Genomic DNA, 22,388 nt, shown 5'->3' on the forward strand with positions numbered 1-22,388 from the left:
GTATCTGCCGCGTTTTTTGTTTCTTCATAACCTCTCACAGAAACCGTTGCCGGATCTCCGGCGTCGGCACCAGGCACTGCTCATCCCTGCCGAACCAGCGGTAACGGTTCCTGGCTACCAATCTGTACAGGGCATTGCGCAGCGGCCGGGGGACAGCAATGAGCAGATAAGCAGCCGGCCATGGAAAACGCAGTCTGCGGGCAATCCGCAGCACAGCAGCCGATTCCGTATAGAAGATCCCATCCTCCAGCAGGACTACTGTGTTCAACTGCCCCGGCACAAGACCGCTGTCTTTCATCAACTCACGGGAAATTTCGCTCTGCAAAGGGGCAAACAGGAACCTGCCTTTGGGATCGCGCGGAATAATAAAGCGGACCACACCCTGACACAGATGGCAGACCCCGTCGATCAGCACAATAGACTTGTCTTCCATGGCTGCAGCTTGCTCTTTCTCCATGTTGCTCCCCCCTTCTCTCAGGAAAGTATACACTATGCGATATCCTGAAAAAAACAAAAACGCGGGATAAGCTCCCGCGCCGTCATGATCCGTCCGTTTAAGTTATTCTGCGATTGCCTTGTCGATCCATTCGTCCCCGATCATTTGCCCTTCGAAATCAGCTGTGAAAGCCTCCATGCATTTACAGATGAAGTCTTTGCGGCATACCGGACATGGTGTCTTAAGCAGGCGGCTGATGTTCGTCATTTTCCATTCCGGAAACCGATTGTAGAACGCGCGGCACTCCGTTCCATCAGCAAGCTTGATAATGAACTCGTACAATCCTTCCTTATCGTTGCTGCTGGCTTTGGTCACATTCGTAATATTCGGTCTGTAAGACATCTTCATCACCCATTATTTAAATTTTTGGTAGTTAAATAGTACACGCGACATTAACAGATACTTAGACATATTAAAGAATTTTAGGGTTGATGTCAACCAAAGCTGACTCTCTGGACTGGCATTTATACGTTTGTCTGATTCATCCCGACTCCATTTAGACATTATTTCCAGATAACCACTTGGATATCCCATTAGATATAGAGTCAGCGTCAAAAAACCGGACATCCCTGTCCGGTTCATATTAGATACACACGGTATGCAGTTAATGTTACAATTCCGACTCTTACAATGGTTACAACACGTTAAGTTCAACCTCAATATTGCCGCGGGTTGCCTTGGAGTAAGGGCAGAATGCATGCGCCTTCTCGGCCAGTTCTTCGGCCTTTTCACGTTCAATGCCGGGCAGACTCACATCCAATCTTACCGCCAGTTTGAAGCCTCCATCGCTCTCATCCTTGCCGATCAGCACATTGGAAGTCACAACTACATCCTGAAGCTTCACACCCTCTTTACGGGCAATATTCGCCAGCGCACTTTCATAACACGCACCATAGCCAGCAGCGAACAACTGCTCCGGATTGGTACCCATGCCCCCTGGTCCACCCAGTTCCTTCGGCATTTTCAGATCATGCTTGAGTGCACCATCCGAGGATTCTACTGAACCCTCACGTCCGCCCCGTACTGTAGCTGAAGCAGTGTATAAAGCCTTCATTTTTAATGCTGTCATCGTCCAATCGCTCCTTTTCAAGCCGATTTTTTACGTATGCATACTGATAACTTAAACAACAGACGCCATTTGAAACGAATATATATTATTGTCACCTCCATTCGGCTTGCTTCTTTCGATAAATAGTGTACAATTGAATTGTGATAAATCATTTTCGGGAGGAATTATCCATGAGTATTTATGAGTTTGAAGCGAACACCCTGCGAGGCCAGGAAGAATCCCTATCCAAGTACAAAGGCAAAGTGCTCCTCGTCGTCAATACAGCCAGTAAGTGCGGACTTACTCCCCAGTATAAAGGTCTCCAGGAAATGTACGATAAATTCAAAGACCGCGGGTTTGAAGTGCTTGGCTTCCCGAGCAATCAGTTCAACGAGCAGGAGCCGGGCGGAAGTGAAGATATCGCAGAGTTCTGCGAGATCAATTATGGTGTAACCTTCCCAATGTATGAAAAGATTGACGTGAAAGGCGACAAAGCTCATCCGTTGTTCAAATACCTCACCAAGGAAGCACCAGGCATACTGGGCTCGAAGAGCATCAAATGGAATTTCACCAAGTTCCTGGTTGACCAAGAGGGCCGGGTACTCAAGCGGTTCGCACCGCAGACTACGCCAGATCAGATTGAAGCGGATATCGCCAAGCTGCTTGGAAATTAATCACCTCATAAACGAAAGAGACTCTTCATTCAGGACGGAATGCCTGTGAGAAAAAGTCTCTTTTTTATGCGGACTATGTACTTTTCTTTAAGTAACAGCTAGTAGTGTAATGCCCAATAGAATACAAAAAAGCCCTTCTCACGAAGGGCTTTGCTGCGTTATGCAATGTTATGCGGTAGAGAGGACTCGAACCTCCACGGGTATACACCCACTACCCCCTCAAGATAGCGTGTCTGCCATTCCACCACTACCGCGCGGTGAATAAAACGGTAAAGCATTGTTTGAGGCCAACATTCAATATTATAAATCGATTTTTACGAAAAGTAAAGATGCCGTTATTAGGAATTTCCTCCCATTTCCTTTTGCTTGCGGTATTGGGTGAAGGCGATATATTCCTTAATGAAATTCTGCTCTTCAGGCAACAGATCATTACTTTGGCAATTCAGTTGCCGCATTTGTCCAAAAAAATACTCCTCCGAACCTTCACGCACCATTTCTGGTGGTTTATTGCCTAAGATCAGCCAATCCAGGCTCACATGAAAAAAAGCCCCAATCTCGATGAGCTTATGCGTCCCGGGTGTTGACTTCCCTCTTTTCCAATCTCCCATATTCCCAGTACTAATATTCAACTGTTCACAGAATGATTTCTTGGTGATCCCCTTCTGCTTAATCAAGTATTCAATTCGGTCGTAGATGGACTGCATATGCCAACCGCCTTCCACTATATTTGGACACACTTATTTGCGTAATTAATATTGTAAAATGACGTAAAAAAGTATATAATTAACTATTATTATTTCTTCTCCCATTATATCATACGGCTGGATAGTCGATAAGAGGTGAGATCCTTTTGAACAGTAAACGTCCCATAACCCCATACGGCTGGGCAATCAAACAGCGCCTGACAGAGCTGCACCTGGACCAGAAAAAGTTCTGCGAGATCTATGACATTCCGCCTTATCGCCTGTCCAACCTGATCCACGGCTCCCGTAGAGCTGAACGCTACCGGCGTCAGATTTCGGAGCTTTTGGGCTTGCCTCCATCTTAGCTGTTTCCTTCCGTGTGACTAACCTGTTCCTATACAAAAAAACCGCTCCTCATCAGATTTAATACCTGATTCAGGAGCGGTCTATTGTGACTGTATGCGGTAGAGAGGACTCGAACCTCCACGGGTATACACCCACTACCCCCTCAAGATAGCGTGTCTGCCATTCCACCACTACCGCATATGGTGACTCGTATGGGATTCGAACCCATGTTACCTCCGTGAAAGGGAGGTGTCTTAACCCCTTGACCAACGAGCCATGATTGATAACTTATGTGTTTGTCACAACAAAAATGAGTATATCAAACAGAACGGATTTTGACAAGAAGTTTTTTTCACATCAAATAGCGGGAGGCTCCTCAGTCTTCAACTCGTCCTCCCCGCTATTTTTCAGCTCCCATCCCAAAGATATCTGTCCGAGCATCTGCACTTAGATTCGTCCTCCGGCAGTAGCCAGCACCTCTATGCCATTAGCGGCTTCATAGCCTAGACTTTGTGCTACGGCCTGATTCGTTACATACCCGGCGGCCACGTTAATCCCTCTGGCTAAGGCAGCATTGTTCAACGCAGCAACATGAATGCCCAGATTAGCAATCTGTAAGGCATAGGGAATGGTCACATTGGTAAGCGCCAGTGTCGAGGTCCGGGCCACAGCCCCCGGCATATTAGCCACAGCATAATGGACAACCCCGTGCTTCACATAGGTCGGATGCTCATGAGTTGTGATCCGGTCAATCGTCTCTATCGAACCGCCCTGATCGACCGCCACATCCACAATGACTGAACCTTCCGCCATTTGCTGCACCATATACTCTTTTACCAGCTTGGGTGCCCGGGCACCCGGAATCAGTACTGCGCCAATCAGCAGATCCGCTTTGCGGACAGCTTGTTCAATATGATAAGAATCCGACATGATAGTAACCAGACGCCCGCCAAAAATATCATCAAGAGCCCGGAGCCGGTTCGCATTCACATCTAGTACGGTAACTCTTGCTCCCAACCCAAGTGCAACCTTGGCTGCATTCGTACCGACGATGCCCCCACCGACAATCACCACTTCGCCCGGCATAACACCGGGAACTCCACCAAGCAGCACACCTTTGCCGCCATGCGGTTTCTCTAGTAGCCCTGCTCCAATCTGAACCGCCATCCTTCCTGCTACTTCACTCATAGGAATGAGCAGCGGTAAGGAGCCATCCTCCAGCTGAATCGTCTCATACCCGACCGCTGTTACGCCACTCTCCACTAGGGTTGCGGTCAATCCGGCTTCGGGAGCCAGATGCAGATAGGTGAACAGGATCAAACCCTTGCGGAAATAAGCGTACTCTTCCGGTAGCGGCTCTTTCACTTTTATAATCATATCTGCCTTGCTCCACACTTCAGCCGCGGACTCCACGATTCTTGCACCCTTATTCAGATACTCACTATCATCAAAACCACTGCCCGAACCCGCCCACTGTTCAACGAACACCTCATGGCCTGCTCTGCGGAGCGCTTCCACTCCGGCTGGAGTAATTGCAACACGATTCTCATTGTTCTTGATTTCTTTGGGTACGCCGACAATCATTTTATCGCCTCCTTGGATGTGATGAGGTATAAACCTACACTGTATAGGATGCGAAAAGAAAGGCCCAAATGGAGCCTTTCTTTTCAAGAGATACTGTTTATTTTATCATATGCGCAAGCTAAGCTTAAGGATTAACCTTCGTTTCGAACGTTTGCTTGCCGTCAACGAATTTCAGTACAACTGCTGCTTTTACAGGATCATGCGTTTCGTTGAGCGTAATTTTGCCGGTCGCCAGCTGCAGGTCTTTGGTTGCCGCCAAAGCATCTTTGATCTTGGCAGGGTCTGCTTCTCCGGCACGGGTGATGGCATCGGCAACCAGCTTCAACGCGTCATAACCCAGAGCCGCCATACCGTCTGGCACTGCTCCGCCATTAGCCGCTTTGTAAGCATCCACGAAGCTGGTAACTTCAGTAGCTGTATCTTCCGGCGAGTAGTGATTGGACATGTAAGTGTCATTCAGAGCCTCTGCACCGGCGATTTCAGCCAGCTGTGGAGAATCCCAGCCATCTCCGCCCAGGAATGGAGCAGTGATCCCCATCTCACGTGCCTGCTTCAGAATTTTACCGACTTCTTCATAGTAGCCTGGCAGATAGATCACATCCGGGTTAGCGGCTTTGATACGGGTCAGCACGGCTTTGAAGTCCGAATCCTTCTGTTGATAAGACTCTTGGCTCAGCACTTCGCCGCCTTTGGCTTTGAAGGTTTCTTCGAAGAACTTCTGCAGACCTTTGGAATAGTCACTCGAAGTATCGGTGTAGATTACTGCAGTCTTGGCTTTCAGGGAATCCAGGGCGAAATTAGCCATAACCTGGCCTTGGAAAGGATCGATAAATGCAGCGCGGAATACCCATTCGTTCACTTTGGTGGTACGTTCATCCACAGTAACCTTCGGATTGGTGGCGCCCACTGCTACGAGTGGAATTTCTTTTTCGGTTACCACCGGAACGATACCCAGTGTGTTAGTCGATGTGGAGGCACCAATAATGGTTACAACTTTATCGTTAGAAATCAGTTTTTGCGCAACCTGCGTGGCTTCCTCGGACTTCGAGGCATTATCAGCTACTATCAGTTCCAGCTTCTTGCCCAGGATCCCGCCCGCGTCGTTAATCTGCTGTACAGCCAGCTTCGCGCCTTTTGATGCGGAGTCGCCGAAAGAAGCCTGGCCGCCTGTGAGTTCAAGGTCAGCACCGATTTTGATGGTGTCCCCGCCAGCGTTGCCGCTGTTTGCAGAGTTGCCGCTGTTTGCAGAGTTGCCGCTGTTCTCTGTGTTGTTGTTACCACAGCCCGATGCTAATACTGCTGTCAGTACTGCCGACAAAATAATGGCCCCAATTTTCTTCATAGTTTCTCCCAGCCTCCCGATTAATTGAATTTTTATATGATATTTCCGTGATGCCGCATTGTAAGGCCTGACAGACTTAGTGTCCGAGATAGGCCATCTTAATCTCTTCGGAATCCGCCAATTCCTTGGCGTCTCCTTCCAGCACCACTCTGCCCGTCTCCAGCACATAAGCGCGATGGGCAATTTTGAGGGCCTGATGAGCATTCTGCTCCACGAGCAGTACCGTTGTGCCGGCATCGTTGACTTCTTTGACAATTTTGAAAATATCCTGAACCAGAAGCGGTGCAAGCCCCATGGACGGTTCATCCAGCAATAGCAGCTTGGGGTGTCCCATTAAGGCGCGGCCCATAGCAAGCATCTGCTGCTCCCCACCGGATAAGGTTCCGGCCTGCTGCTTCTTGCGCTCCAGAAGTCTCGGGAAGGTGTTGTAGACTCTCTCGAAGTCAGCCGCCAGGCTCGTGGGACTCTGCAGGTATGCGCCAAGCTCCAGATTCTCCTCTACCGACATATTGGCGAATACACGCCGTCCTTCGGGACAATGAATAAGCCCTTGCTTCACAATCGCCTGAACACTCTGGTTCGTAATGGATTTATCCAGAAATTCAATAGCGCCTGTCTTAGGCTTAAGCAGGCCTGAAAGCGTCTTGAGCAGCGTCGACTTGCCGGCACCATTGGCACCGATTAGGGTGACAATCTCTCCTTGTTTCACTTCAATGCTTAGATCTTTCAGAGCATGAATGGCTCCGTAATAAACATTGATCCCCTGTACTTTGAGCATACCCTTACGCCTCCTGTCCCAAATACGCTTCGATGACCTTCGGATTGCTCCGAATCTCCGCAGGTGTGCCATTTGCAATCAGGATACCGCGGTCAAGCACATAAATCCGGTCGCAGACGCCCATAACAAGAGACATATCATGTTCAATCAGGAGAATCGTAAGATCAAATTCCTTGCGGATCCAGGCAATGAGGTTCATCAGATCACGGGTCTCATTCGGGTTCATACCAGCAGCCGGTTCGTCCAGCAGTAACAACTTTGGCCCGGCAGCCAGAGCACGTGCAATTTCAAGACGCCGCTGGTTCCCGTAACTGAGATTGCTGGCAACCTCGCCACTTTGCTCGGCCAGATTGAATATCTTCAGAATATCCATGGCTTTCTGTGTAATTTCATCCTCACCCTTGAAATGCTTCGGCAGCCGGAGCATCGAGGAGAATAACGAGTGTCTAGCATGCTGGTGAAAGGCTATTTTCACATTTTCCAGCACGGTCATGGATGTGAACAACCGGATGTTCTGAAACGTGCGGGCTGCCCCTTTATGATTAATCTTATAGGGCTTCATGCCGCCGATGGATTCGTTGTTAAGGATGATGCTGCCAGTGGAGGGAGGGTATACTCCGGTCAGCAGGTTGAACAATGTTGTTTTACCTGCACCATTCGGGCCGATCAGTCCGATAAGCTCGCCTTTGTCAATATGGAGGGAAACTTCACTAAGGGCTTTAAGTCCGCCAAAAGACCGGCTGGCCTCTTGAACATCAAGGAGCACTACTTTCGCTGATTGCGTCATTTGCCTTGGCCTCCTTTTTGCCGAAATTGCCCAGAGAGAATCTGGTTTTGCCAAGCAGGCCGCTAGGACGGAAGATCATCATCAGGATCAAAACAATAGAATAGATAATCATCCGCCACTCCGGGAATTCACGCAAGTAAGTGTAGAGCAGTGTAACAAAGACCGCTCCAACGATCGAACCGGCTGTGCTGCCAAGTCCCCCGAGAACGACCATAACGATGATTTCGAACGACTTCAGGAAGTTGAAACTGCCTGGAGTGATAACATAGAACGTATGGGCTGACAACCCGCCCGCCATACCGGCGAACAAAGCACCAATGGTAAAAGCGATAATCTTGTAACGGGTCGTATTGATCCCCATCGCCTCAGCAGCAATTTCATTCTCACGGATGGCGATACAAGCCCGGCCGTGCGTAGATCGGATGAAGTTGTTGATTACAACTACGGTGACCAAAGTGAACAGGAACAGCATGGTCCATGTGGTTTTGGCTGGAATACCGCTCAGTCCTGATGCACCGCCGACATACTCTGTATTCAGCATAATGATCCGGATAATTTCACCGAACCCAAGGGTGGCAATCGCCAGATAGTCACCATTCAGGCGCAGCGTCGGCATGCCGATCAACACACCGAACACCGCAGCAAGCAGACCACCGGCAATGATCGCCGGAACAAAGGGAACATTATAGTCAAGCGTCAGAATTGCAGACGTATAAGCCCCTACCGACATAAACCCGGCATGCCCAATGGAAAATTGTCCGGTAATCCCGGTAATCAGATTGAGGGAGACCGCCAGCATAATGTTCACACCGATCAAAAGCAGCATGGATCTCGTTACATCACCGAATACTCCCGTTGTTAAAAGAACTTGAACAATTCCGTAGAAGGCCAGGGCAACAATAATTCCCACCCAGAAATTTTTATTTAGCTTTTTCACGCTGATTCCCTCCTACACTTTCTCCCGGACATTCTTTCCAAACAGCCCAGATGGTTTAAAAATCAGGATCAGAATCAATACGGCAAAGGCCACACCATCACGCCAGGAGGAGAATCCGAGTGAGGAAATCTCCGTCTCCACCGTTCCGAGCAGCAATCCGCCAACCAGCGCTCCAGGAATACTTCCGATTCCTCCAAGTACTGCAGCAACAAAGGCCTTAAGCCCTGGCATCACACCCATCAGTGGATCGACGGAATTATAAGTCATACCGAAAATCACGCCAGCTGCAGCTGCAAGCGCCGATCCGATGGCAAAGGTTGCCGAAATGGTACGGTCTACGTTGATCCCCATCAATCGCGCCGCCTCCACATCGAACGATACCGCACGCATGGCTTTGCCGGTTTTGGTATAACGGACAATATACTGCAGGATAAGCATAAGAATTATCGTTGTTAGCAGAATCATCACTTGATTGGATTCCACTTGAATCGAAGATCCGAACAGCGTGTACTGTTTCTTATCCATGATATCCGGGAAGCCTTGGGCCTGAGGCCCGAGAATGAGCACTCCGGTATATTCGAGAAGAAACGATACCCCTATGGCAGTAATCAGCGCAGCAATGCGTGTGGATTTGCGCAGCGGTTTGTAGGCTAGGCGTTCAATCGTTATGCCAAGCAGCGCACTAATCGTCATCGAAATGACCAGCGACAGGAGCAGAACGACAATCGGAGGAAAACCTGCATCCGCCAAATATTTAGCACTGTACAGTCCGATAAACGACCCCACCATAAAGACATCCCCGTGAGCAAAATTGATCAGCTTGATAATACCGTATACCATGGTGTAACCAAGGGCGATCAGAGCGTAGATACTACCTACTGAAATCCCGTTAATTAATTGCTGAATGAAATACTCCATCGCCATCCCCTTTTCCGCGTATAATCTTAATCCCTTTCTCCAAGCTCACACGGTTTTTTCTTTTCGACCTCTTTGATGTTATTTATATTAACACAGGGTTATACCCCCGTCACTAATAAAAATGTAATGTAATAGAAAATTCAGATTTATATGTAAATTAACTTAACATATTTAGTTAGATATAGGTTACATTGAGTGCCGCAATGGAATATTTCGAAGGAAAGTGAAGAAAATCAGAGGTTTTTGAAGCAAGCAGCTTTTGGTAGCTTATTCCTTTTTCATAACAATACTTTGATTTTCCGAAAATAATATAACTTTTGTCTCTTTACAGCATCAATCCTTCAATTAACTAAAGGAGTAATGAGTTGCATCAACAGATTCTTCATCGGAGGAGAAAGGGTTTCGAAGCATTTTGTATGAATGTGAAAAACAAAAAAGAGCTTCCATCAGGAAGCTCTCTTACATGATATAGTTTATAAAGTTATGCAAGTGTATTCAGAACGGAGAGAGAGGGATACTCTCGCTTCGCGAAAGATTGCGATGTATTCCTTACGAAGCTTATGCTCCAACGAACCACTGAGGGTTCTCATCCCGAGCAGGGAAGTGTATTCAGAACGGAGAGAGAGGGATTCGAACCCTCGCACCGCTTACGCAGTCTAACCCCTTAGCAGAGGGTCCCCTTATAGCCACTTGGGTATCTCTCCAAGAAAATGGCTCCCCGAACAGGACTCGAACCTGTGACAACTCGATTAACAGTCGAGTGCTCTACCAACTGAGCTATCAGGGAACATTCACATGAACAAGAAATAATTTATCATGATTTTGTGGTCTAGTCAAGCTTATCGCATAACTTTGATATCGTTTTCACGTGCTGGATCAGCACCACTCTCCATCTCCCGGAATCTTGACCCGGTCCAGCAGTCCCTCCTGCTCCAGCCTAGCTCTAAGATGTTCACGGGTAACCCTACAATGGTTGATGGCCTCCATATGCACAGCAATCACAGCTGCCTCAGGCACATAGTTGCACAGATCCACAATATCTTGCTCATTCATCGTAATATGCCCTCCGTTCAGAAACTGCGCTCCTCCGCTATTTACGATGATAACTTCGGGTCTGTGCTCATCCAGGGCCTGCTTCACTTCATCGCACCAAATCGTGTCGCCTGCTATATACAAGACAGGTTCGCCTTCGGCGCGAAACACAAAACCGGACACCTTCCCCATAAGCTCTCCGATTTCTCCAGTGCCATGCCGGCCGCCTGTCCGCTTCAGGGTTGTGTTCTGGAAGTTTGAAATCTCATTGTCCCCAATCACGGATACATGCTCAAAACCCTGCCCCCTGAGCGTCTCTCCATCCCCATCCTGACATAGAACTGGAAGCTCATGCGGCAATAGAGACACTGCGGCTGTATCCCAATGATCCCGGTGCAAATGTGTGACTAGCACAGCATCAGGCGAAAGCCACTGCTGAACCGGCCCCGGCAAAGGTACCAAAGGGTTATTACGTGCGTTGGCAGTATTCGGAATAGGCGGATTCGCCTCTTGTTCACTAAACATGGGATCCACCAGAAACGAAGTACCGGCGTATTCCAACCAGAGGGCTGCGTTGCGGATAAGCTGAACTTTCATCAAAAAAACACCTCTTTCATCCATCCTGTCTTCTGCTACAATCTAAGTATAGACGCCTCTTCGGTCAGAATACATTGTGCGGCGAAAGAGATTGGGCAGTTCTGCTTTCACCCGGAAAGGAATTATCGTACAAATGGACGACTACACAATAGATGAAACAGATTACAGAATTCTACAATATATAATAGAAGATTCTCGGTTAACCCAGAAGGAAATTGGGGAGAAAATACACATGACAGGCCAGGCGGTAGGCGCGCGAATCCGCAGAATGCGGGAGCTGGACATTATAGAGGGCTATACCGTGCGATGGAATCCACAGAAGCTTGGAAAGAGCATTCACGCTTTGATCACTGTGTTCCTGAGTACGAACAAATCACATCCGCTTTTTCAACAATTTGCCTTGGGCCATGAGAGTGTGGCTGAGCTGCACCGGGTCAGCGGTGAAGGGTGTTACTGGATGCGCGTATACGCCAAAGATCAGGAGGAACTGGCAACCTTTCTGGACCAGCTGCTGGAGTTCGGCAACTATCGGGTAAATCTGGGAATGGGCAAGCTGAAGTAGAAGCATCAATTAATAGTTACCTGGAGGCCATAGATGAAAAACAAGATTGATTCACCCAAAATAACCGATGCGGATTCTCTGCTCTTACAGCAAATTGATACTCTGCTAACGAAGGAAGAAATCAGCCAGTGCCTTATCAGCGACTGTCTGATTGAATATCAGGAAGCGTCCAGGGTCTCGTTCGATAAAGTAGTTTTTCGAAATGTAACCATTACTGAGTCCACACTGCATGCCATTGAACTGACGGATGTGATATTTGAAAATTGCGATTTGTCTAATGTAAACTTCAGCGACGCTTTTGTGCACCGGACAGAATTCCGGAACTGTAAACTGACCGGAACGGATTTCAGCAGGGGACGATTTCAGAATGTACGCATGGTGGATTGTATCGGGGATTTTGCCAGCTTCCGGTTCGGTAAGTTGAAAGGAACGGCTTTTGCGAACTGCCGGCTGGTCAGCAGTGATTATTATCAGGCCAGTCTGAACCAAGTCGAATTCCTGGAATGCGAAATCGATCAGGCTACCTTCGCTGGCTGCAGGTTAAAAGATATCGATCTCAGCGACTGCAGCTTCTCCGGTCTGAATGTCGATATTGAAGATCTCGCAGGCTGTATTATTTCCGCAGAACAGGCAGCTTCCTTCGTAGGGCTTCTCGGCCTGATCATCAAGACCGATCCCGATATTTGATACTCCTATTTAGCTTTCCCTTGGCCTTCTTCCAGTGCAATCAGCTTAAGCTTGCCGGCACAAATGCCGCAGCGGTAGCGCTTCGGATCGGCCTTGCGTTTGCGCGGATACTCTGTAGAACAGGCAGTGCAGACAAGCTTATACCGGTAAGGCAACGGCTTACGAGCCTTCGCTCCGGGCAGGGTCTGGCAAAACCGGCTGCCGCCGACCACTGCGAGCAGTTTTTTGAAATCCGCATCCCGGTGCATATATCCCCGCTTCGCCAAGTGCAAATGATAATGGCACAACTCGTGTTTGATGATGCGCTCGGTCTCTTCCCTGCCGAATATCTCCAGCTGCATCGGGTTAATCTCGATATTGTGACTCTTCGTAAAATACCTTCCTCCCGTTGTGCTCAGCCGGCTGTTAAAGCTGGCCTTGTGCCGGAAAGGGACACCAAAGCTGTCTTGCGATACCTGCTCGATCCACTGTTGCAGTTCTTCATTGTTCATTCTAGTCATTGTCTCTCTCACAAGTCCTCTCCACAAGAAATTCTGATCTCTACTTGAATTGTAACTTGCCCATAGGCTACACTGTCAAGAAGGAAGACAAGTTCGGAGGGAGAATGACTTATGCCGAAAATGCGGTATGTAATTTTGCAGCAGCATCAGGAGTTGCTATTCGTAGAAATGCCGGAGGAATATGCGTATCAGCTGAGCGCCCTCAATCTTCGCCTCAATAAAGAAATAGATAAGCTAACCGCGGATGATATCCCGGATCTGCCGCTTGCTATAGCAGAATGCGATTCCCTGGAGCTACTGCGCGAGGAGCACTCACCGGAATCCGGACTGGCCTATATCAACCGGCTGGAGCGCGCTTTTTCATCCATTCAGGAGAGCAATTATCCGCTGATCTCATTATTGACTGAAATCCGCGCGCTTCAAGCCCAGCTTGAGCAGTGGTACGAAGAGGAAGAAGAAGGCGTACACTAGGAACCCGGGAAATCCGGTCCGCGGCCGCACCTTTGGGCGGCTTCTCCCATATGCTATCTTACGTTAGCATGCAGAGGAGGGGTACTCATGCCGCAGTGGCTCTGCCATCAGCTCATGAAGGCCTATTATAAAAAAGACCGGCGTCAGATTAAACTGCTGAACGAATGCTGGTTTTTTTACCGCAATTCCGCCGAATCCCGTGATTCTATTCAGCGTGAGTTATAGGTACATGGATGATTCAAACAAAACCCATCCCCAGAAGTTACGGGATGGGTTTTGACTTAGGAATGGCTTATCTGAAATCTTCTAGAACATCGGGAATACATATTTAACCAGGAAGAACAATATTCCAAAGATGATAATAATATAAGCGGCATATTTGATAAAGGTCGAAGCGACAAGGCTGGAATCCGATTTTTTATGCACCTCAGTGCGTTCCACTTCAACACTTCTATCTCTAGTATTCGGTTCCATCATCAATCTCTCCTTTCGAATCTCTTGTTGATAGCATCCATTACCCCACCTCTTTCCTGCTTGAAACAAACAGCCGCAGCCCCGGGTTCTCTCCATAATCACGGAGAACCGGAGTTGCGGCTTCATGTGGCACCTTGTATGTTTAGTTGAAACTACGGTTCGACGGCCAGGAGCCCTGCAACTTACGGACCAGCACAATCTGGCCGGTGTGATAGGAATCATGAAGAATCAGACTCATCACTTCTTCACCTGGAGCATGCCCGGAACCTCCCCATTCATATGCGCCTTCCTCCAGCGCCTCAATCACTTCCCGCAGCGAAGCGTGAATCTTCTTCAGCTTGGCTACCGCCTGCCCCCAAGCTTCTTCCCCGCTGTCTGCAACTGTAAAAGTGTCATCATTGCTCCCGGCGTCAGACGGGTTCGGCAACCCTTTTAGCTTATTCAGAAGACGCTCCTTGTAATAGGTTAGATGGTTGACCGTCTCCCAGATGGAGTTACCTGCAACTCCTTGCGGCTTCCAGATGGCCTGCTCGCTGGTCACACCTTCCAGTGCTGCGCTAAGCGGCGGCGCCCAATCCTCGATATCCATCACATAATCCCAATTTTCCAGCAAAACATCACTAATCTTATTCTGCATGTTTTACCTCCTATAACATCCATATAGTCTGTGTAGAGCTTGGCTTTCCTGAACATCTCCGCCCAAAAGGTAACGACTTAAATACACGTATAATGGTTACATTGAAAATGTAGCATATTCTCAGCCACGGATCAAGTAACTAGCAAATTTATATTTTAACTGTTACAATCAATGAAAAATGGATGGTCTGGAAGGATGGATCAGAGGTGCTGTGGGACGATTTCATTAACAGCTATTGGCGGGATTGGCGGACAAGCAACCGTGGCGGCGACAAGGATAGGCTGATGGATGAGGAATGGCTGGCTTCATGGCTTAAGCGTCATTCCCTTCAGGCAGAACTGCCGCTTAAGCCTGCAGAGCTGGATCAATTGCAGCAGCTAAGGAGCCTCCTGTGGGCAGGGGTGCAGAAGGTAGTCTATGAAGATACAGTAGACCGTGCTTTGCTGGAACAGCTAAATGGATATATGAACAAAGGGCCGGCCATTCGGCAGATCGTCTGGAATGATGCTGGCCTGGCGCACCTCTCTCTTGTGCCACAGCGTGCGGATTGGGCACAGGTGATGGCCGAGATTGCGTCATCTTTTGCCGCTGTGCTTATGGAGAAGGAACACTCACGCATCCGCGTATGCGAGAATCCTGATTGCCTATGGGTCTATTATGATGATACCCGTAACCGCTCGAAGCGCTATTGCGACGATAAAATGTGCGGTAATCTGATGAAGGTCCGTCGTTTCCGGGCACGTAAGAAGGCGGACGCCGGAGGCGACACCAGGACTGAATGACGTTAGGAACTGAACGTTCTAGGCTGCGCAGCCCAGATTCTTTGTCGGGGGAATCAGCGGCTATGTACACGGTGGATAAACCGGGGGGCATCCCTTTTGGCCTGGTATTTTCGCTGCATAGAGCCTGGTGTCCGCTTACTGAACGTTTTTGGAGGTTATGATGGATCCCGGCTCATTACAAGGACTAGTCCTCCCACATCCTCGTTACCCGGACAAGCTCCCCGTCCTCTAACTCCAGCCGGTAAATATCTGGCATCGTCGTGGATTGCCAAAATTCATATCCGTACCGCGTGTCAAAATCATTCAACATCAGGGTCATAATGTCACCATGTGTGCCGACAGCAAGTGTGCTTCCTTCATACTTTTCCAATAAAAGCTTAAGCTCTCCAGCAGCCCTGGCCTGCGCTTCGGCACTGGACTCACCACCTTCAAAAGCAGCTGTAAAATCCTGATACACGCTCCGTTTGGCCTCCACAAAGCTCACACCTGCTATATTCCCAATCGTCCGTTCCCGTAGCCCTTCAATCCGAACGATCTCCTTCTGCTTCTCATCAGCCAATGGCTGGATCGTCTGAATGGCCCGTTCATATGGACTGGAGACAAACAGATCTATTGATTCCTTTTGCAAAATAGATCTGACGCGTTCCGCATCGGCCTTTCCTTGTTCGGACAATCCTCTTTCCCGCTCTTGGCCTTCTGTATATAATGATTCCGCATGGCGGATCAAATAAATGGTTGTCGTCACTTTACAGCCTCCATAACAAGATCTATTCTGCCAGCACTACCTACTAATCTAGCGGTTTCCCTTGATTTAAATACTCACGCTCCAGCTCCGCCTCTATTTCCTCGTTGCTCAGACCCGTATCCCCTTCGTCCGTGATCCCCAGCTTTTCTTTGATCCGCTGCACATCTGAGTGAATCTCTTTGGTCCTGACATAGATGCTCATCACCATGCCAAACACGACTGCGAACAGCAGCAAAATACCATAAGAACCTAGAAAGACGGGTAAAATCACAGCAGCTATGATTGCAAAAAGCGTTGCCCATATGATCATCTGCACTCCTCCGCTTGTTAAGGTACCTCATTATATCGGCGAATTCCGGATAACATTCCAGCGTTCGCGTCTACCCCTGCAGCGCCTTGCGCACGCTTAGAATATATCTGGCCTGGTCAAGCGGATTCACGCCCCGGCGGGTGCGCTCGGCTCTGACGTCTGGAGGGCATTCCTCGTAGCCGGCAAAAAAAGAAGTGAATGTGCTGCGCCCCTTCGTGTAAGAGCTGAGACTCACCGGATAATCGAGCGAGGTTGCCAGCGGGAGTCGTCCTTCGATGATCATCCGCTCGCCCTGGAGGACTGGCGGTTCGAATGTGCCGCGCATCTGCACAAGGTCATTCATGACACGGCCGCCATTCTCTTCGGGGACGACGATGCGGACCTGGAGAATCGGTTCCAGCAGCTTGGTGCCAACCCGGTTCAGCCCGTCCATGATAGCCATAGGCGTAGCCACCGCAAAATCCAGCGGATGCGTATGCCACACATGATGCTGCCCTTCAGTCAGCGTTACTTTAAGGTCGGTAACCTCCCAGCCGTATAACCCCTGCATCAGTGCTTCCGGGACACGGCGGGCTGTTTCGTTCTGGTACTGCGGCAGCAGATCGGAGCTGCGGACCAGCGATTCATATTGGAGGCCGCTTCCCGGCGGACCTGGCTCAATAAGGAACCGCAAAATGGCCCAGCACGGCTTCGGCATCAGGTAAGCGACATAGCCTTCGCCCACACGGGCAGGCGTCTCCTTGTAGATGACGGACGGCTGGCCGAAGGTGACCTTCAGGCCGTAACGACTGTCCAGTACACTATCCAGAATCTCCAGCTGGATCGGTCCCATAACCTTAATATGCAGCTCCCGCTCCTCCTGCAGCCACTGGGTATCGAGCAGCGGATCTTCGTCAGCCAGTTCCTGGAAGGCTCCGATGACCTTATGCTCCTCTACATCTGCCTCCCAATGCACACGCACCGTAAGCAGCGGGACAGCCAGCTTGGCTTCCTGCGGAATCGCATCCGGAAGTCCGAGCACATCACCGATTCTGACCCCGGACAACCCATAGACTACGGCGATATCCCCGGCCTCCAGTGCGCCAACATCCTCCGTGCGCCCTCCTTCCACTTTGCGGATCTGTGTCACCTTGCCCTGAACATCCTGCGAATAATTCATCACCGTATCCCGGTTGCGGATTGTACCTTGATAGAGACGGACAAACGCCATACGGCCCATGCTTTTGTCACGCTGAATGTTGTACACAATGCCGGACACCGGCAATTCCGGATTTCCTCCGGCACGGGGAAAATAATCGGTCATCGCATCAAGCAGCTGCGTGATGCCAAGACCTTTGGCAGCTACACCGTAGACGAGCGGGAACAGCTTACCGGAGGTTGTCTTGGCGATCAGCTGTTTCTTCCAGGCTGTCATATCAAGCGGAGCACCTGACATATATACCTCCAGCAGCTCCTCGTCCCGTTCAGCCAGCGCTTCGAGCAGTTCCGTCCGTGCCGCAGGGCCAGCCTCTTCTGCCCATAAATCCACAGCACCGGCATATTCCTGTTCTTGACCGAAAGCCTGCTGGACCGGTAGGATATCACCGGAAAGATACGTTCGCGCCTGGGCCAGCACAGCTTCAGGGTCTGCGCTGACCCGGTCCATTTTGTTCATAAAAATCAGCGTCGGAATCCCCAGCTTGCGCAGCGCATTCCAGATCATCTCGCTCTGGGCCTGTACGCCTTCGACCGCCGACAGAATAAGTACGGCACAATCCATCACCCGTAAGCTCCGCTCCACCTCGGACAGGAAATCTACATGCCCCGGGGTATCGACCAGATTCATCTGCACACCCCGCCATTCGAACGATGCCAAGGCTGCACGCACAGAAATCCCCCGCTGGCGCTCCACATCCATGGAATCGGTCAACGCCGTTCCGCTATCCACACTACCCACAGCTTTAATACGGCCGCTCTCAAAAAGAATATGCTCCGTAGTAGTTGTCTTCCCCGCATCGACATGGGCAAAAATCCCCACATTGATCCGTTCCATTCCCTGCTGCTGAATCATCTATGTTCTCCTGTCAAGAGCTGAAATTATTGTAATAGCGCTATCATTCTTAAGTGTACAGCGAAGTGGCGCTTTTGTTCAATCCTGAACCAGCCGTCCCACTTCGACCCAACAGATTGGTTCATACCAGAGGCATAGGGTATTACTTACTGAAGCATGCTAGCAATCATTGGAGACGCAATACTTGGAGATCCTATCTGTAAAAGCGATGATGAGAACGAAGTGAAGTCTGCCCTACTTCAGCTTAGGAGAATGAATTTCATTTTTTTGGAGTGAATCTGCAACATTTCTCATGTTTCTGCCATCTAAGAGGATAAGAGGTGATGCACAATGAACAAACAACTTTTCCAGATGAGCGCGAAAAAAATGACTATAGCGTGCGGCATTCTGGCAGCAAGCCTATCTTTTGGAGTATCCGCTTTTGCTTTTTCCGATTTACATGGAGATCCTGCTGAGTCCAAAATCAACGCACTGCATCACAAAGGAGTTGTGAATGGAGTGACAACGGACAGATTTGCGCCCAAATCGAAGGTTACCTTTGCCCAAGGTATCCAGTTTATCGTAAACGGCCTGCAGTTGTCCCCGCAGCCATCGACCGGCAGCAGCACTGCTACAGCTAGTACCTACTTTGACAAAGTAAAAGATAAGGCCTGGTATGCTTCAGCGTTCCTGATTGCGAAGCAAAACGGCCTGACCCTGGACCCGTCGGTTGATCCGAATGCTGCGATGACACGCATCCAGTTCGCCCATCTGCTGACTCAGGCCTTGCAGAGCAAAGGAGATTTCCCGGTCACCCTGATGTATTCCAATATCTCGGATGGTGGCAAGCTGTCCAATGCAGAAATGAACAGCCTGCAGATTCTGGTGAATACCCATCTGGTGACCCTGGAGAAGAACAATACCTTCCGTCCCAATGATGCCGTGACCCGTTCTGAAGCCGCTGTCTGGATCTATGACGCTGCGGAGTTTGCCCGGACGGTGATCACTCCGGATGACAGCACCACGGCTCCTTCCCAGATGTATGAAGGATCGGTAAGCCTGGAAAAAGCCGGCGATGGCGTCAACAAAGCCACGGTAACCGTGAGCAATCTGCCGAACCCGGGGTATGGGCTGACCATTAACCGGATTGAATTCGGCCAGAACAAAACAGCGGTCATCTATTTCAGCGTAACCAAACCGGCACCAGGCAAAATGTACCCAATGGTTATCTCCAAGGGCACTGCCGTAACGTATCTGCCGGAAGGCTATACCGCAACAGCCCAGTCACTGACAGCCAATCCTTCTCCCTCTGGCTCAGATATTACACGCTGAGCATGCCTAAAAAAAGTCCGCATTCCCTCAAGGAATGCGGACTTTTGGGTGTGGAGAAGTGTATTCCTCCCGTTAACTTCGGAACTGTAAACGGTGACTACCATCGGTTTGAAAACGTTGTCCATGCGAGGTCCCCAGAGTCCTAGATACATCGGATCCGTGATGATAATATATAATTGGATTTGTAGCAATTCAATAGAAAGGGGCGATCTCATGAAAATAAGCCAGCTATCCAAAGCGACGGGGGTTAGCCCTAGATCGATCAGATATTACGAGAAGAAAAAGCTACTGACTGCAAGGCGTTTAGATAATGATTATCGAGAATTCGACGAGGCTGACGTCAAGCGAATCAAAACCATACAAATTTATTTAGAACTCGGTATGTCAACGAAGGAAATACTTGAAATTTTGGAGTGCCATGATAATTACGCTGTTTACGACAGCGATGAGTTCTGCGAGGAAATGCTCGCAGTCTATGAGGATAAACACTCAGAGATCGTCCATCAAATTCAAACGATGACTACTGTACAACGAAAACTGGAACAACGTATTGAACAAATGAGACTCCAGAAAACGATGCTAAGCACGGCGATCGGTTCCGCCGATCAAATAAGTAAGCGTTAAATTCATAAATATTGTATTGTGGGCAATCGTTCAAACCGAACCCGGATTCCGGATAAGCTCCACTAACCTTGAAAGACCATCGGTACCATGGCCTTCCGCAACACCGCGATTGATCAGCCCTTGAATTGGCGTCATAAGCTCGTTGCTGATTCCCAGCTCTCGGCAGACGTCGACGAAATTTGCAAAAGCCATCTGGTTGATAGTCAGGCTTGATACGTCCGTTTGATGATTTTCTGTATCAATCGCCTGTGCCATCAGGGGCAGCGAGGCCGACATGGCTTGGAGCCAAGGGACCACAAACCCCGTGAACGCTTCCGCTTTGATCTGTGCCGAACGGATCATGGCCGCAGCATGGAAGAAACCACCAAACATCCCATACATGGCGCTTAACAGCGCCAAATCATATAGAGGTGCTAAACCGGGGTCTTCGCCAAGATAATTCAAAGTCCCGAGCTCCTTCAGCGTCGGTTGGAAGGTTTGAAATACCTTTTCAGAGCCGCTGTACAGCACAAGTGCACCAGATGTGCCGATCATTTGTGGAACAGCCATGATTCCGCCGTCCAGATACTCAGCCCCCCGGGCCGCTACCCAAGCGGCTGTCTGACGGGCCCCCGCCGGGGTGCCGTTGGTGAGGTTTACGATTGCCCGGCCGGCCAACATCTTGCCCGCCTCCTTAAGAATCTCTTGTACAGCAACATAATCCAGCACGCAGATCACCACCATCGGACTCGCTGCAAAGGCTTCACTCACTGTGCTCGCGACCTTCGCCCCCTGTTTCATAAGCGCTTCAGCTTTGCCTACTGTACGATTCCAGACGGTCGTCTGACGTCCTTGCTTCAGGAACGCTTGGGCAAGAGCCGAACCCATCATACCTAAGCCGATAACGCTTACTGGCGGGTGGTCAACATTCGTTATGTTCCAATCATTTTCTTTCATTCGAATATCTCATCTCCTTTCCCCCTTATCTTAAAAGATTGACACTGTGTCAAAGTCAACTTCTATTTTTGATAAAAAATTTACGTGTGTATTTCGCTATACTAAACTGCCCTTTAGTTCAACAAAAGCAGCCGATCGTCATGATCGGCTGCCATCGTGTCATTATTCAGCTAACGTTCCCCGTTAGTTGAACCCTCCCGTAGAATGTAATACTTGGCCAGTAATCCACTCCCCATCATCGGTGGCTAAGAATGCGACCAGACGAGCTGCATCCTTAGGCAATCCTACTCTTCCTGTTACAAATTGCTTAGATAGCTGCTGTCGTAGGTCAGGAGTCATCCAGCCGGTGTCTGTGGGGCCAGGATTTATCGCATTTACGGTGATGCCTTTGGGTCCCACCTCTGCTGCAAAAGTGCGTGTGAAAGCATCAATTGCCCCTTTCGTCGTAGCATAAGATATTTCACCAGCCATGGGACCTAGTGATTGACCCGAGGTCATATTAATAATTCGGCCACCTGGCGATTGTGTAAATCGTCTAGCGAATTCCACACTAAGCATAGTTACCGCCCTAACATTAATTGCATAGTGTGCATCCAAAGACTCTGGGGTAATCGTGGTTAAGTCATCGTTAACCGAATAACAAGCATTATTGACAAGAATGGAAGGTGCTCCTAGCTTCTGCTCAACGTTATTTAATAAATCCACAAAACTTTCAGGTACAGATAGATCTATCCTTAGGTGTTCGCAACGAACGCCCATGGAACGTATTTCCTCACATAGTTGCTCTTGCTCCTCGCTATTACTACCCCATGACATCTGTTGGTCGTAACTAACCCAGTGTGTAAAAAATACATCAGCACCTAGATAGGCCAATTCTTTGCACACTGCCGCACCAATCCCTATGCTTCGACTTGCACCTGTTACTATTGCGATTCGACCTGTTAATTTGCCAGGTGTAGTATTCATAGGTTTATTCTCTCCTTTTTGTTTTGAAGTTAAATTAAACTGCGGTAATTGTTGTGCAAATCTGCCCTTTAGCGCAGAGAAGGCAGCCAATTTACTTGTCGGCTGCCTCATG

General features: G+C 49.2%; 28 protein-coding genes and 5 tRNA genes. 9 read left to right on the plus strand and 24 right to left on the minus strand.

Features of this window, described 5'->3' with window-relative positions; all coding sequences use genetic code 11:
* Positions 1-34: 34 nt before the first annotated feature.
* From AC0MA3_RS10420 to AC0MA3_RS10430, 3 genes are all read right to left on the minus strand, one after another.
* Positions 35-457 (minus strand): thiol-disulfide oxidoreductase DCC family protein, encoded by a 423-nt coding sequence (locus AC0MA3_RS10420; RefSeq protein ID WP_474656110.1) that lies wholly within the window; start codon positions 455-457, stop codon positions 35-37.
* 102 nt (positions 458-559) lie between these two features.
* Positions 560-838, minus strand: coding sequence for a hypothetical protein (locus tag AC0MA3_RS10425; RefSeq protein ID WP_379154971.1), 279 nt, complete (start codon positions 836-838; stop codon positions 560-562).
* Positions 839-1,130: 292 nt separating this feature from the next.
* Entirely contained in the window at positions 1,131-1,550 is a 420-nt protein-coding gene (locus AC0MA3_RS10430; RefSeq protein ID WP_474656253.1) for an organic hydroperoxide resistance protein, read from the minus strand.
* 185 nt (positions 1,551-1,735) lie between these two features.
* Between AC0MA3_RS10430 and AC0MA3_RS10435 the strand changes: the two genes are divergently transcribed.
* Positions 1,736-2,218 (plus strand): glutathione peroxidase, encoded by a 483-nt coding sequence (locus AC0MA3_RS10435; RefSeq protein ID WP_379154969.1) that lies wholly within the window; start codon positions 1,736-1,738, stop codon positions 2,216-2,218.
* A gap of 171 nt (positions 2,219-2,389) precedes the next feature.
* Here the strand turns inward: AC0MA3_RS10435 and AC0MA3_RS10440 are convergent.
* Positions 2,390-2,472: transfer RNA gene (locus tag AC0MA3_RS10440), tRNA-Leu, on the minus strand.
* 84 nt (positions 2,473-2,556) lie between these two features.
* The gene (locus AC0MA3_RS10445; RefSeq protein ID WP_474656111.1) at positions 2,557-2,922 is read right to left on the minus strand and encodes a helix-turn-helix domain-containing protein; all 366 of its coding nucleotides are present in this window, start codon (positions 2,920-2,922) and stop codon (positions 2,557-2,559) included.
* Positions 2,923-3,068: 146 nt separating this feature from the next.
* Between AC0MA3_RS10445 and AC0MA3_RS10450 the strand changes: the two genes are divergently transcribed.
* Positions 3,069-3,266 (plus strand): XRE family transcriptional regulator, encoded by a 198-nt coding sequence (locus tag AC0MA3_RS10450; protein WP_379154963.1) that lies wholly within the window; start codon positions 3,069-3,071, stop codon positions 3,264-3,266.
* Positions 3,267-3,361: 95 nt separating this feature from the next.
* On the opposite strand, the gene AC0MA3_RS10455 is transcribed toward AC0MA3_RS10450, so the two are convergent.
* The 11 genes from AC0MA3_RS10455 to AC0MA3_RS10505 form a co-directional block, all read right to left on the minus strand.
* Positions 3,362-3,444, minus strand: a tRNA-Leu gene (locus AC0MA3_RS10455).
* 3 nt (positions 3,445-3,447) lie between these two features.
* Positions 3,448-3,522: transfer RNA gene (locus AC0MA3_RS10460), tRNA-Glu, on the minus strand.
* A 171-nt stretch (positions 3,523-3,693) separates the two neighbouring features.
* A complete protein-coding gene (gene ald / locus AC0MA3_RS10465; protein WP_474656112.1) occupies positions 3,694-4,830 on the minus strand; it encodes an alanine dehydrogenase in 1,137 nt (378 codons plus the stop codon).
* A 124-nt stretch (positions 4,831-4,954) separates the two neighbouring features.
* Positions 4,955-6,172 (minus strand): ABC transporter substrate-binding protein, encoded by a 1,218-nt coding sequence (locus AC0MA3_RS10470; RefSeq protein WP_474656113.1) that lies wholly within the window; start codon positions 6,170-6,172, stop codon positions 4,955-4,957.
* Between the two features lie 76 nt (positions 6,173-6,248).
* A complete protein-coding gene (locus AC0MA3_RS10475) occupies positions 6,249-6,950 on the minus strand; it encodes an ABC transporter ATP-binding protein (RefSeq protein ID WP_474656114.1) in 702 nt (233 codons plus the stop codon).
* A gap of 4 nt (positions 6,951-6,954) precedes the next feature.
* Positions 6,955-7,737: an ABC transporter ATP-binding protein gene (locus tag AC0MA3_RS10480; RefSeq protein ID WP_474656115.1), complete on the minus strand. Its 783-nt coding sequence runs from the start codon at positions 7,735-7,737 to the stop codon at positions 6,955-6,957.
* Positions 7,706-8,674, minus strand: a complete 969-nt coding sequence (locus AC0MA3_RS10485) for a branched-chain amino acid ABC transporter permease (protein WP_474656116.1) — start codon at positions 8,672-8,674, stop codon at positions 7,706-7,708. Before AC0MA3_RS10485 ends, AC0MA3_RS10480 begins: the two co-directional genes overlap by 32 nt.
* A 12-nt stretch (positions 8,675-8,686) precedes the next feature.
* Positions 8,687-9,592 carry a branched-chain amino acid ABC transporter permease gene (locus AC0MA3_RS10490; RefSeq protein ID WP_474656117.1) on the minus strand — a complete coding sequence of 302 codons (906 nt, stop codon included), beginning with the start codon at positions 9,590-9,592 and terminating at the stop codon, positions 8,687-8,689.
* A 615-nt stretch (positions 9,593-10,207) separates the two neighbouring features.
* Positions 10,208-10,296: transfer RNA gene (locus AC0MA3_RS10495), tRNA-Ser, on the minus strand.
* A 7-nt stretch (positions 10,297-10,303) separates the two neighbouring features.
* Positions 10,304-10,379: transfer RNA gene (locus tag AC0MA3_RS10500), tRNA-Asn, on the minus strand.
* A gap of 89 nt (positions 10,380-10,468) precedes the next feature.
* The gene (locus AC0MA3_RS10505) at positions 10,469-11,221 is read right to left on the minus strand and encodes an MBL fold metallo-hydrolase (RefSeq protein WP_474656118.1); all 753 of its coding nucleotides are present in this window, start codon (positions 11,219-11,221) and stop codon (positions 10,469-10,471) included.
* A 133-nt stretch (positions 11,222-11,354) separates the two neighbouring features.
* On the opposite strand from AC0MA3_RS10505, the gene AC0MA3_RS10510 reads away from it, so the two are divergent.
* Together AC0MA3_RS10510 and AC0MA3_RS10515 are read left to right on the plus strand one after the other, a co-directional pair.
* Complete coding sequence (locus AC0MA3_RS10510; protein WP_474656119.1) at positions 11,355-11,783, plus strand: Lrp/AsnC family transcriptional regulator; 429 nt, start codon at positions 11,355-11,357, stop codon at positions 11,781-11,783.
* Positions 11,784-11,816: 33 nt separating this feature from the next.
* Positions 11,817-12,470, plus strand: coding sequence for a pentapeptide repeat-containing protein (locus tag AC0MA3_RS10515; RefSeq protein WP_474656120.1), 654 nt, complete (start codon positions 11,817-11,819; stop codon positions 12,468-12,470).
* Positions 12,471-12,475: 5 nt separating this feature from the next.
* On the opposite strand, the gene AC0MA3_RS10520 is transcribed toward AC0MA3_RS10515, so the two are convergent.
* Positions 12,476-12,961 carry a SprT family protein gene (locus AC0MA3_RS10520; protein ID WP_474656254.1) on the minus strand — a complete coding sequence of 162 codons (486 nt, stop codon included), beginning with the start codon at positions 12,959-12,961 and terminating at the stop codon, positions 12,476-12,478.
* Positions 12,962-13,081: 120 nt separating this feature from the next.
* On the opposite strand from AC0MA3_RS10520, the gene AC0MA3_RS10525 reads away from it, so the two are divergent.
* Together AC0MA3_RS10525 and cmpA are read left to right on the plus strand one after the other, a co-directional pair.
* Positions 13,082-13,441: a hydrolase/acyltransferase gene (locus tag AC0MA3_RS10525; protein ID WP_474656121.1), complete on the plus strand. Its 360-nt coding sequence runs from the start codon at positions 13,082-13,084 to the stop codon at positions 13,439-13,441.
* Between the two features lie 87 nt (positions 13,442-13,528).
* Positions 13,529-13,666, plus strand: coding sequence for a cortex morphogenetic protein CmpA (cmpA, locus tag AC0MA3_RS10530; RefSeq protein WP_379154928.1), 138 nt, complete (start codon positions 13,529-13,531; stop codon positions 13,664-13,666).
* An 81-nt stretch (positions 13,667-13,747) separates the two neighbouring features.
* Here the strand turns inward: cmpA and AC0MA3_RS10535 are convergent, their stop codons facing one another.
* Positions 13,748-13,915: a hypothetical protein gene (locus AC0MA3_RS10535; protein WP_379154925.1), complete on the minus strand. Its 168-nt coding sequence runs from the start codon at positions 13,913-13,915 to the stop codon at positions 13,748-13,750.
* Between the two features lie 142 nt (positions 13,916-14,057).
* Positions 14,058-14,552, minus strand: a complete 495-nt coding sequence (locus AC0MA3_RS10540) for a DinB family protein (RefSeq protein ID WP_474656122.1) — start codon at positions 14,550-14,552, stop codon at positions 14,058-14,060.
* A 206-nt stretch (positions 14,553-14,758) separates the two neighbouring features.
* Here AC0MA3_RS10540 and AC0MA3_RS10545 point away from each other — a divergent pair, with 206 nt between their 5' ends.
* Positions 14,759-15,334 (plus strand): CGNR zinc finger domain-containing protein, encoded by a 576-nt coding sequence (locus AC0MA3_RS10545; protein ID WP_474656123.1) that lies wholly within the window; start codon positions 14,759-14,761, stop codon positions 15,332-15,334.
* Between the two features lie 184 nt (positions 15,335-15,518).
* Here AC0MA3_RS10545 and AC0MA3_RS10550 read toward each other — a convergent pair whose 3' ends face one another.
* The 3 genes from AC0MA3_RS10550 to AC0MA3_RS10560 form a co-directional block, all read right to left on the minus strand.
* Positions 15,519-16,079, minus strand: a complete 561-nt coding sequence (locus AC0MA3_RS10550; protein ID WP_474656124.1) for a histidine phosphatase family protein — start codon at positions 16,077-16,079, stop codon at positions 15,519-15,521.
* A 43-nt stretch (positions 16,080-16,122) separates the two neighbouring features.
* Positions 16,123-16,389, minus strand: coding sequence for a hypothetical protein (locus AC0MA3_RS10555; protein WP_379154913.1), 267 nt, complete (start codon positions 16,387-16,389; stop codon positions 16,123-16,125).
* A gap of 70 nt (positions 16,390-16,459) precedes the next feature.
* A complete protein-coding gene (locus AC0MA3_RS10560) occupies positions 16,460-18,439 on the minus strand; it encodes a GTP-binding protein (protein WP_474656125.1) in 1,980 nt (659 codons plus the stop codon).
* A 330-nt stretch (positions 18,440-18,769) separates the two neighbouring features.
* Here AC0MA3_RS10560 and AC0MA3_RS10565 point away from each other — a divergent pair, with 330 nt between their 5' ends.
* Together AC0MA3_RS10565 and AC0MA3_RS10570 are read left to right on the plus strand one after the other, a co-directional pair.
* Positions 18,770-19,750, plus strand: coding sequence for an S-layer homology domain-containing protein (locus AC0MA3_RS10565; RefSeq protein ID WP_474656126.1), 981 nt, complete (start codon positions 18,770-18,772; stop codon positions 19,748-19,750).
* 213 nt (positions 19,751-19,963) lie between these two features.
* On the plus strand, positions 19,964-20,374 hold the full coding sequence (locus AC0MA3_RS10570; protein ID WP_474656127.1) for a MerR family transcriptional regulator: 411 nt from the start codon (positions 19,964-19,966) through the stop codon (positions 20,372-20,374).
* Positions 20,375-20,404: 30 nt separating this feature from the next.
* Here AC0MA3_RS10570 and AC0MA3_RS10575 read toward each other — a convergent pair whose 3' ends face one another.
* Positions 20,405-21,310: an NAD(P)-dependent oxidoreductase gene (locus AC0MA3_RS10575; protein ID WP_474656128.1), complete on the minus strand. Its 906-nt coding sequence runs from the start codon at positions 21,308-21,310 to the stop codon at positions 20,405-20,407.
* 183 nt (positions 21,311-21,493) lie between these two features.
* On the minus strand, positions 21,494-22,276 hold the full coding sequence (locus AC0MA3_RS10580) for an SDR family oxidoreductase (RefSeq protein WP_474656129.1): 783 nt from the start codon (positions 22,274-22,276) through the stop codon (positions 21,494-21,496).
* Positions 22,277-22,388: the final 112 nt, after the last annotated feature.

This window comes from Paenibacillus sp. LS-5, assembly GCF_056121505.1.

Coding starts and splice junctions, on each gene's coding strand:
- AC0MA3_RS10420 (WP_474656110.1), bottom strand. CDS start 457: ATGGAGAAAGAGCAAGCTGCAGCCATGGAAGACAAGTCTATTGTGCTG.
- AC0MA3_RS10425 (WP_379154971.1), bottom strand. CDS start 838: ATGTCTTACAGACCGAATATTACGAATGTGACCAAAGCCAGCAGCAAC.
- AC0MA3_RS10430 (WP_474656253.1), bottom strand. CDS start 1,550: ATGAAGGCTTTATACACTGCTTCAGCTACAGTACGGGGCGGACGTGAG.
- AC0MA3_RS10435 (WP_379154969.1), top strand. CDS start 1,736: ATGAGTATTTATGAGTTTGAAGCGAACACCCTGCGAGGCCAGGAAGAA.
- AC0MA3_RS10445 (WP_474656111.1), bottom strand. CDS start 2,922: ATGCAGTCCATCTACGACCGAATTGAATACTTGATTAAGCAGAAGGGG.
- ald (WP_474656112.1), bottom strand. CDS start 4,830: ATGATTGTCGGCGTACCCAAAGAAATCAAGAACAATGAGAATCGTGTT.
- AC0MA3_RS10470 (WP_474656113.1), bottom strand. CDS start 6,172: ATGAAGAAAATTGGGGCCATTATTTTGTCGGCAGTACTGACAGCAGTA.
- AC0MA3_RS10475 (WP_474656114.1), bottom strand. CDS start 6,950: ATGCTCAAAGTACAGGGGATCAATGTTTATTACGGAGCCATTCATGCT.
- AC0MA3_RS10480 (WP_474656115.1), bottom strand. CDS start 7,737: ATGACGCAATCAGCGAAAGTAGTGCTCCTTGATGTTCAAGAGGCCAGC.
- AC0MA3_RS10490 (WP_474656117.1), bottom strand. CDS start 9,592: ATGGAGTATTTCATTCAGCAATTAATTAACGGGATTTCAGTAGGTAGT.
- AC0MA3_RS10505 (WP_474656118.1), bottom strand. CDS start 11,221: ATGAAAGTTCAGCTTATCCGCAACGCAGCCCTCTGGTTGGAATACGCC.
- AC0MA3_RS10510 (WP_474656119.1), top strand. CDS start 11,355: ATGGACGACTACACAATAGATGAAACAGATTACAGAATTCTACAATAT.
- AC0MA3_RS10515 (WP_474656120.1), top strand. CDS start 11,817: ATGAAAAACAAGATTGATTCACCCAAAATAACCGATGCGGATTCTCTG.
- AC0MA3_RS10520 (WP_474656254.1), bottom strand. CDS start 12,961: ATGAACAATGAAGAACTGCAACAGTGGATCGAGCAGGTATCGCAAGAC.
- AC0MA3_RS10525 (WP_474656121.1), top strand. CDS start 13,082: ATGCCGAAAATGCGGTATGTAATTTTGCAGCAGCATCAGGAGTTGCTA.
- cmpA (WP_379154928.1), top strand. CDS start 13,529: ATGCCGCAGTGGCTCTGCCATCAGCTCATGAAGGCCTATTATAAAAAA.
- AC0MA3_RS10535 (WP_379154925.1), bottom strand. CDS start 13,915: ATGGAACCGAATACTAGAGATAGAAGTGTTGAAGTGGAACGCACTGAG.
- AC0MA3_RS10540 (WP_474656122.1), bottom strand. CDS start 14,552: ATGCAGAATAAGATTAGTGATGTTTTGCTGGAAAATTGGGATTATGTG.
- AC0MA3_RS10555 (WP_379154913.1), bottom strand. CDS start 16,389: ATGATCATATGGGCAACGCTTTTTGCAATCATAGCTGCTGTGATTTTA.
- AC0MA3_RS10560 (WP_474656125.1), bottom strand. CDS start 18,439: ATGATTCAGCAGCAGGGAATGGAACGGATCAATGTGGGGATTTTTGCC.
- AC0MA3_RS10565 (WP_474656126.1), top strand. CDS start 18,770: ATGAACAAACAACTTTTCCAGATGAGCGCGAAAAAAATGACTATAGCG.
- AC0MA3_RS10570 (WP_474656127.1), top strand. CDS start 19,964: ATGAAAATAAGCCAGCTATCCAAAGCGACGGGGGTTAGCCCTAGATCG.
- AC0MA3_RS10575 (WP_474656128.1), bottom strand. CDS start 21,310: ATGAAAGAAAATGATTGGAACATAACGAATGTTGACCACCCGCCAGTA.
- AC0MA3_RS10580 (WP_474656129.1), bottom strand. CDS start 22,276: ATGAATACTACACCTGGCAAATTAACAGGTCGAATCGCAATAGTAACA.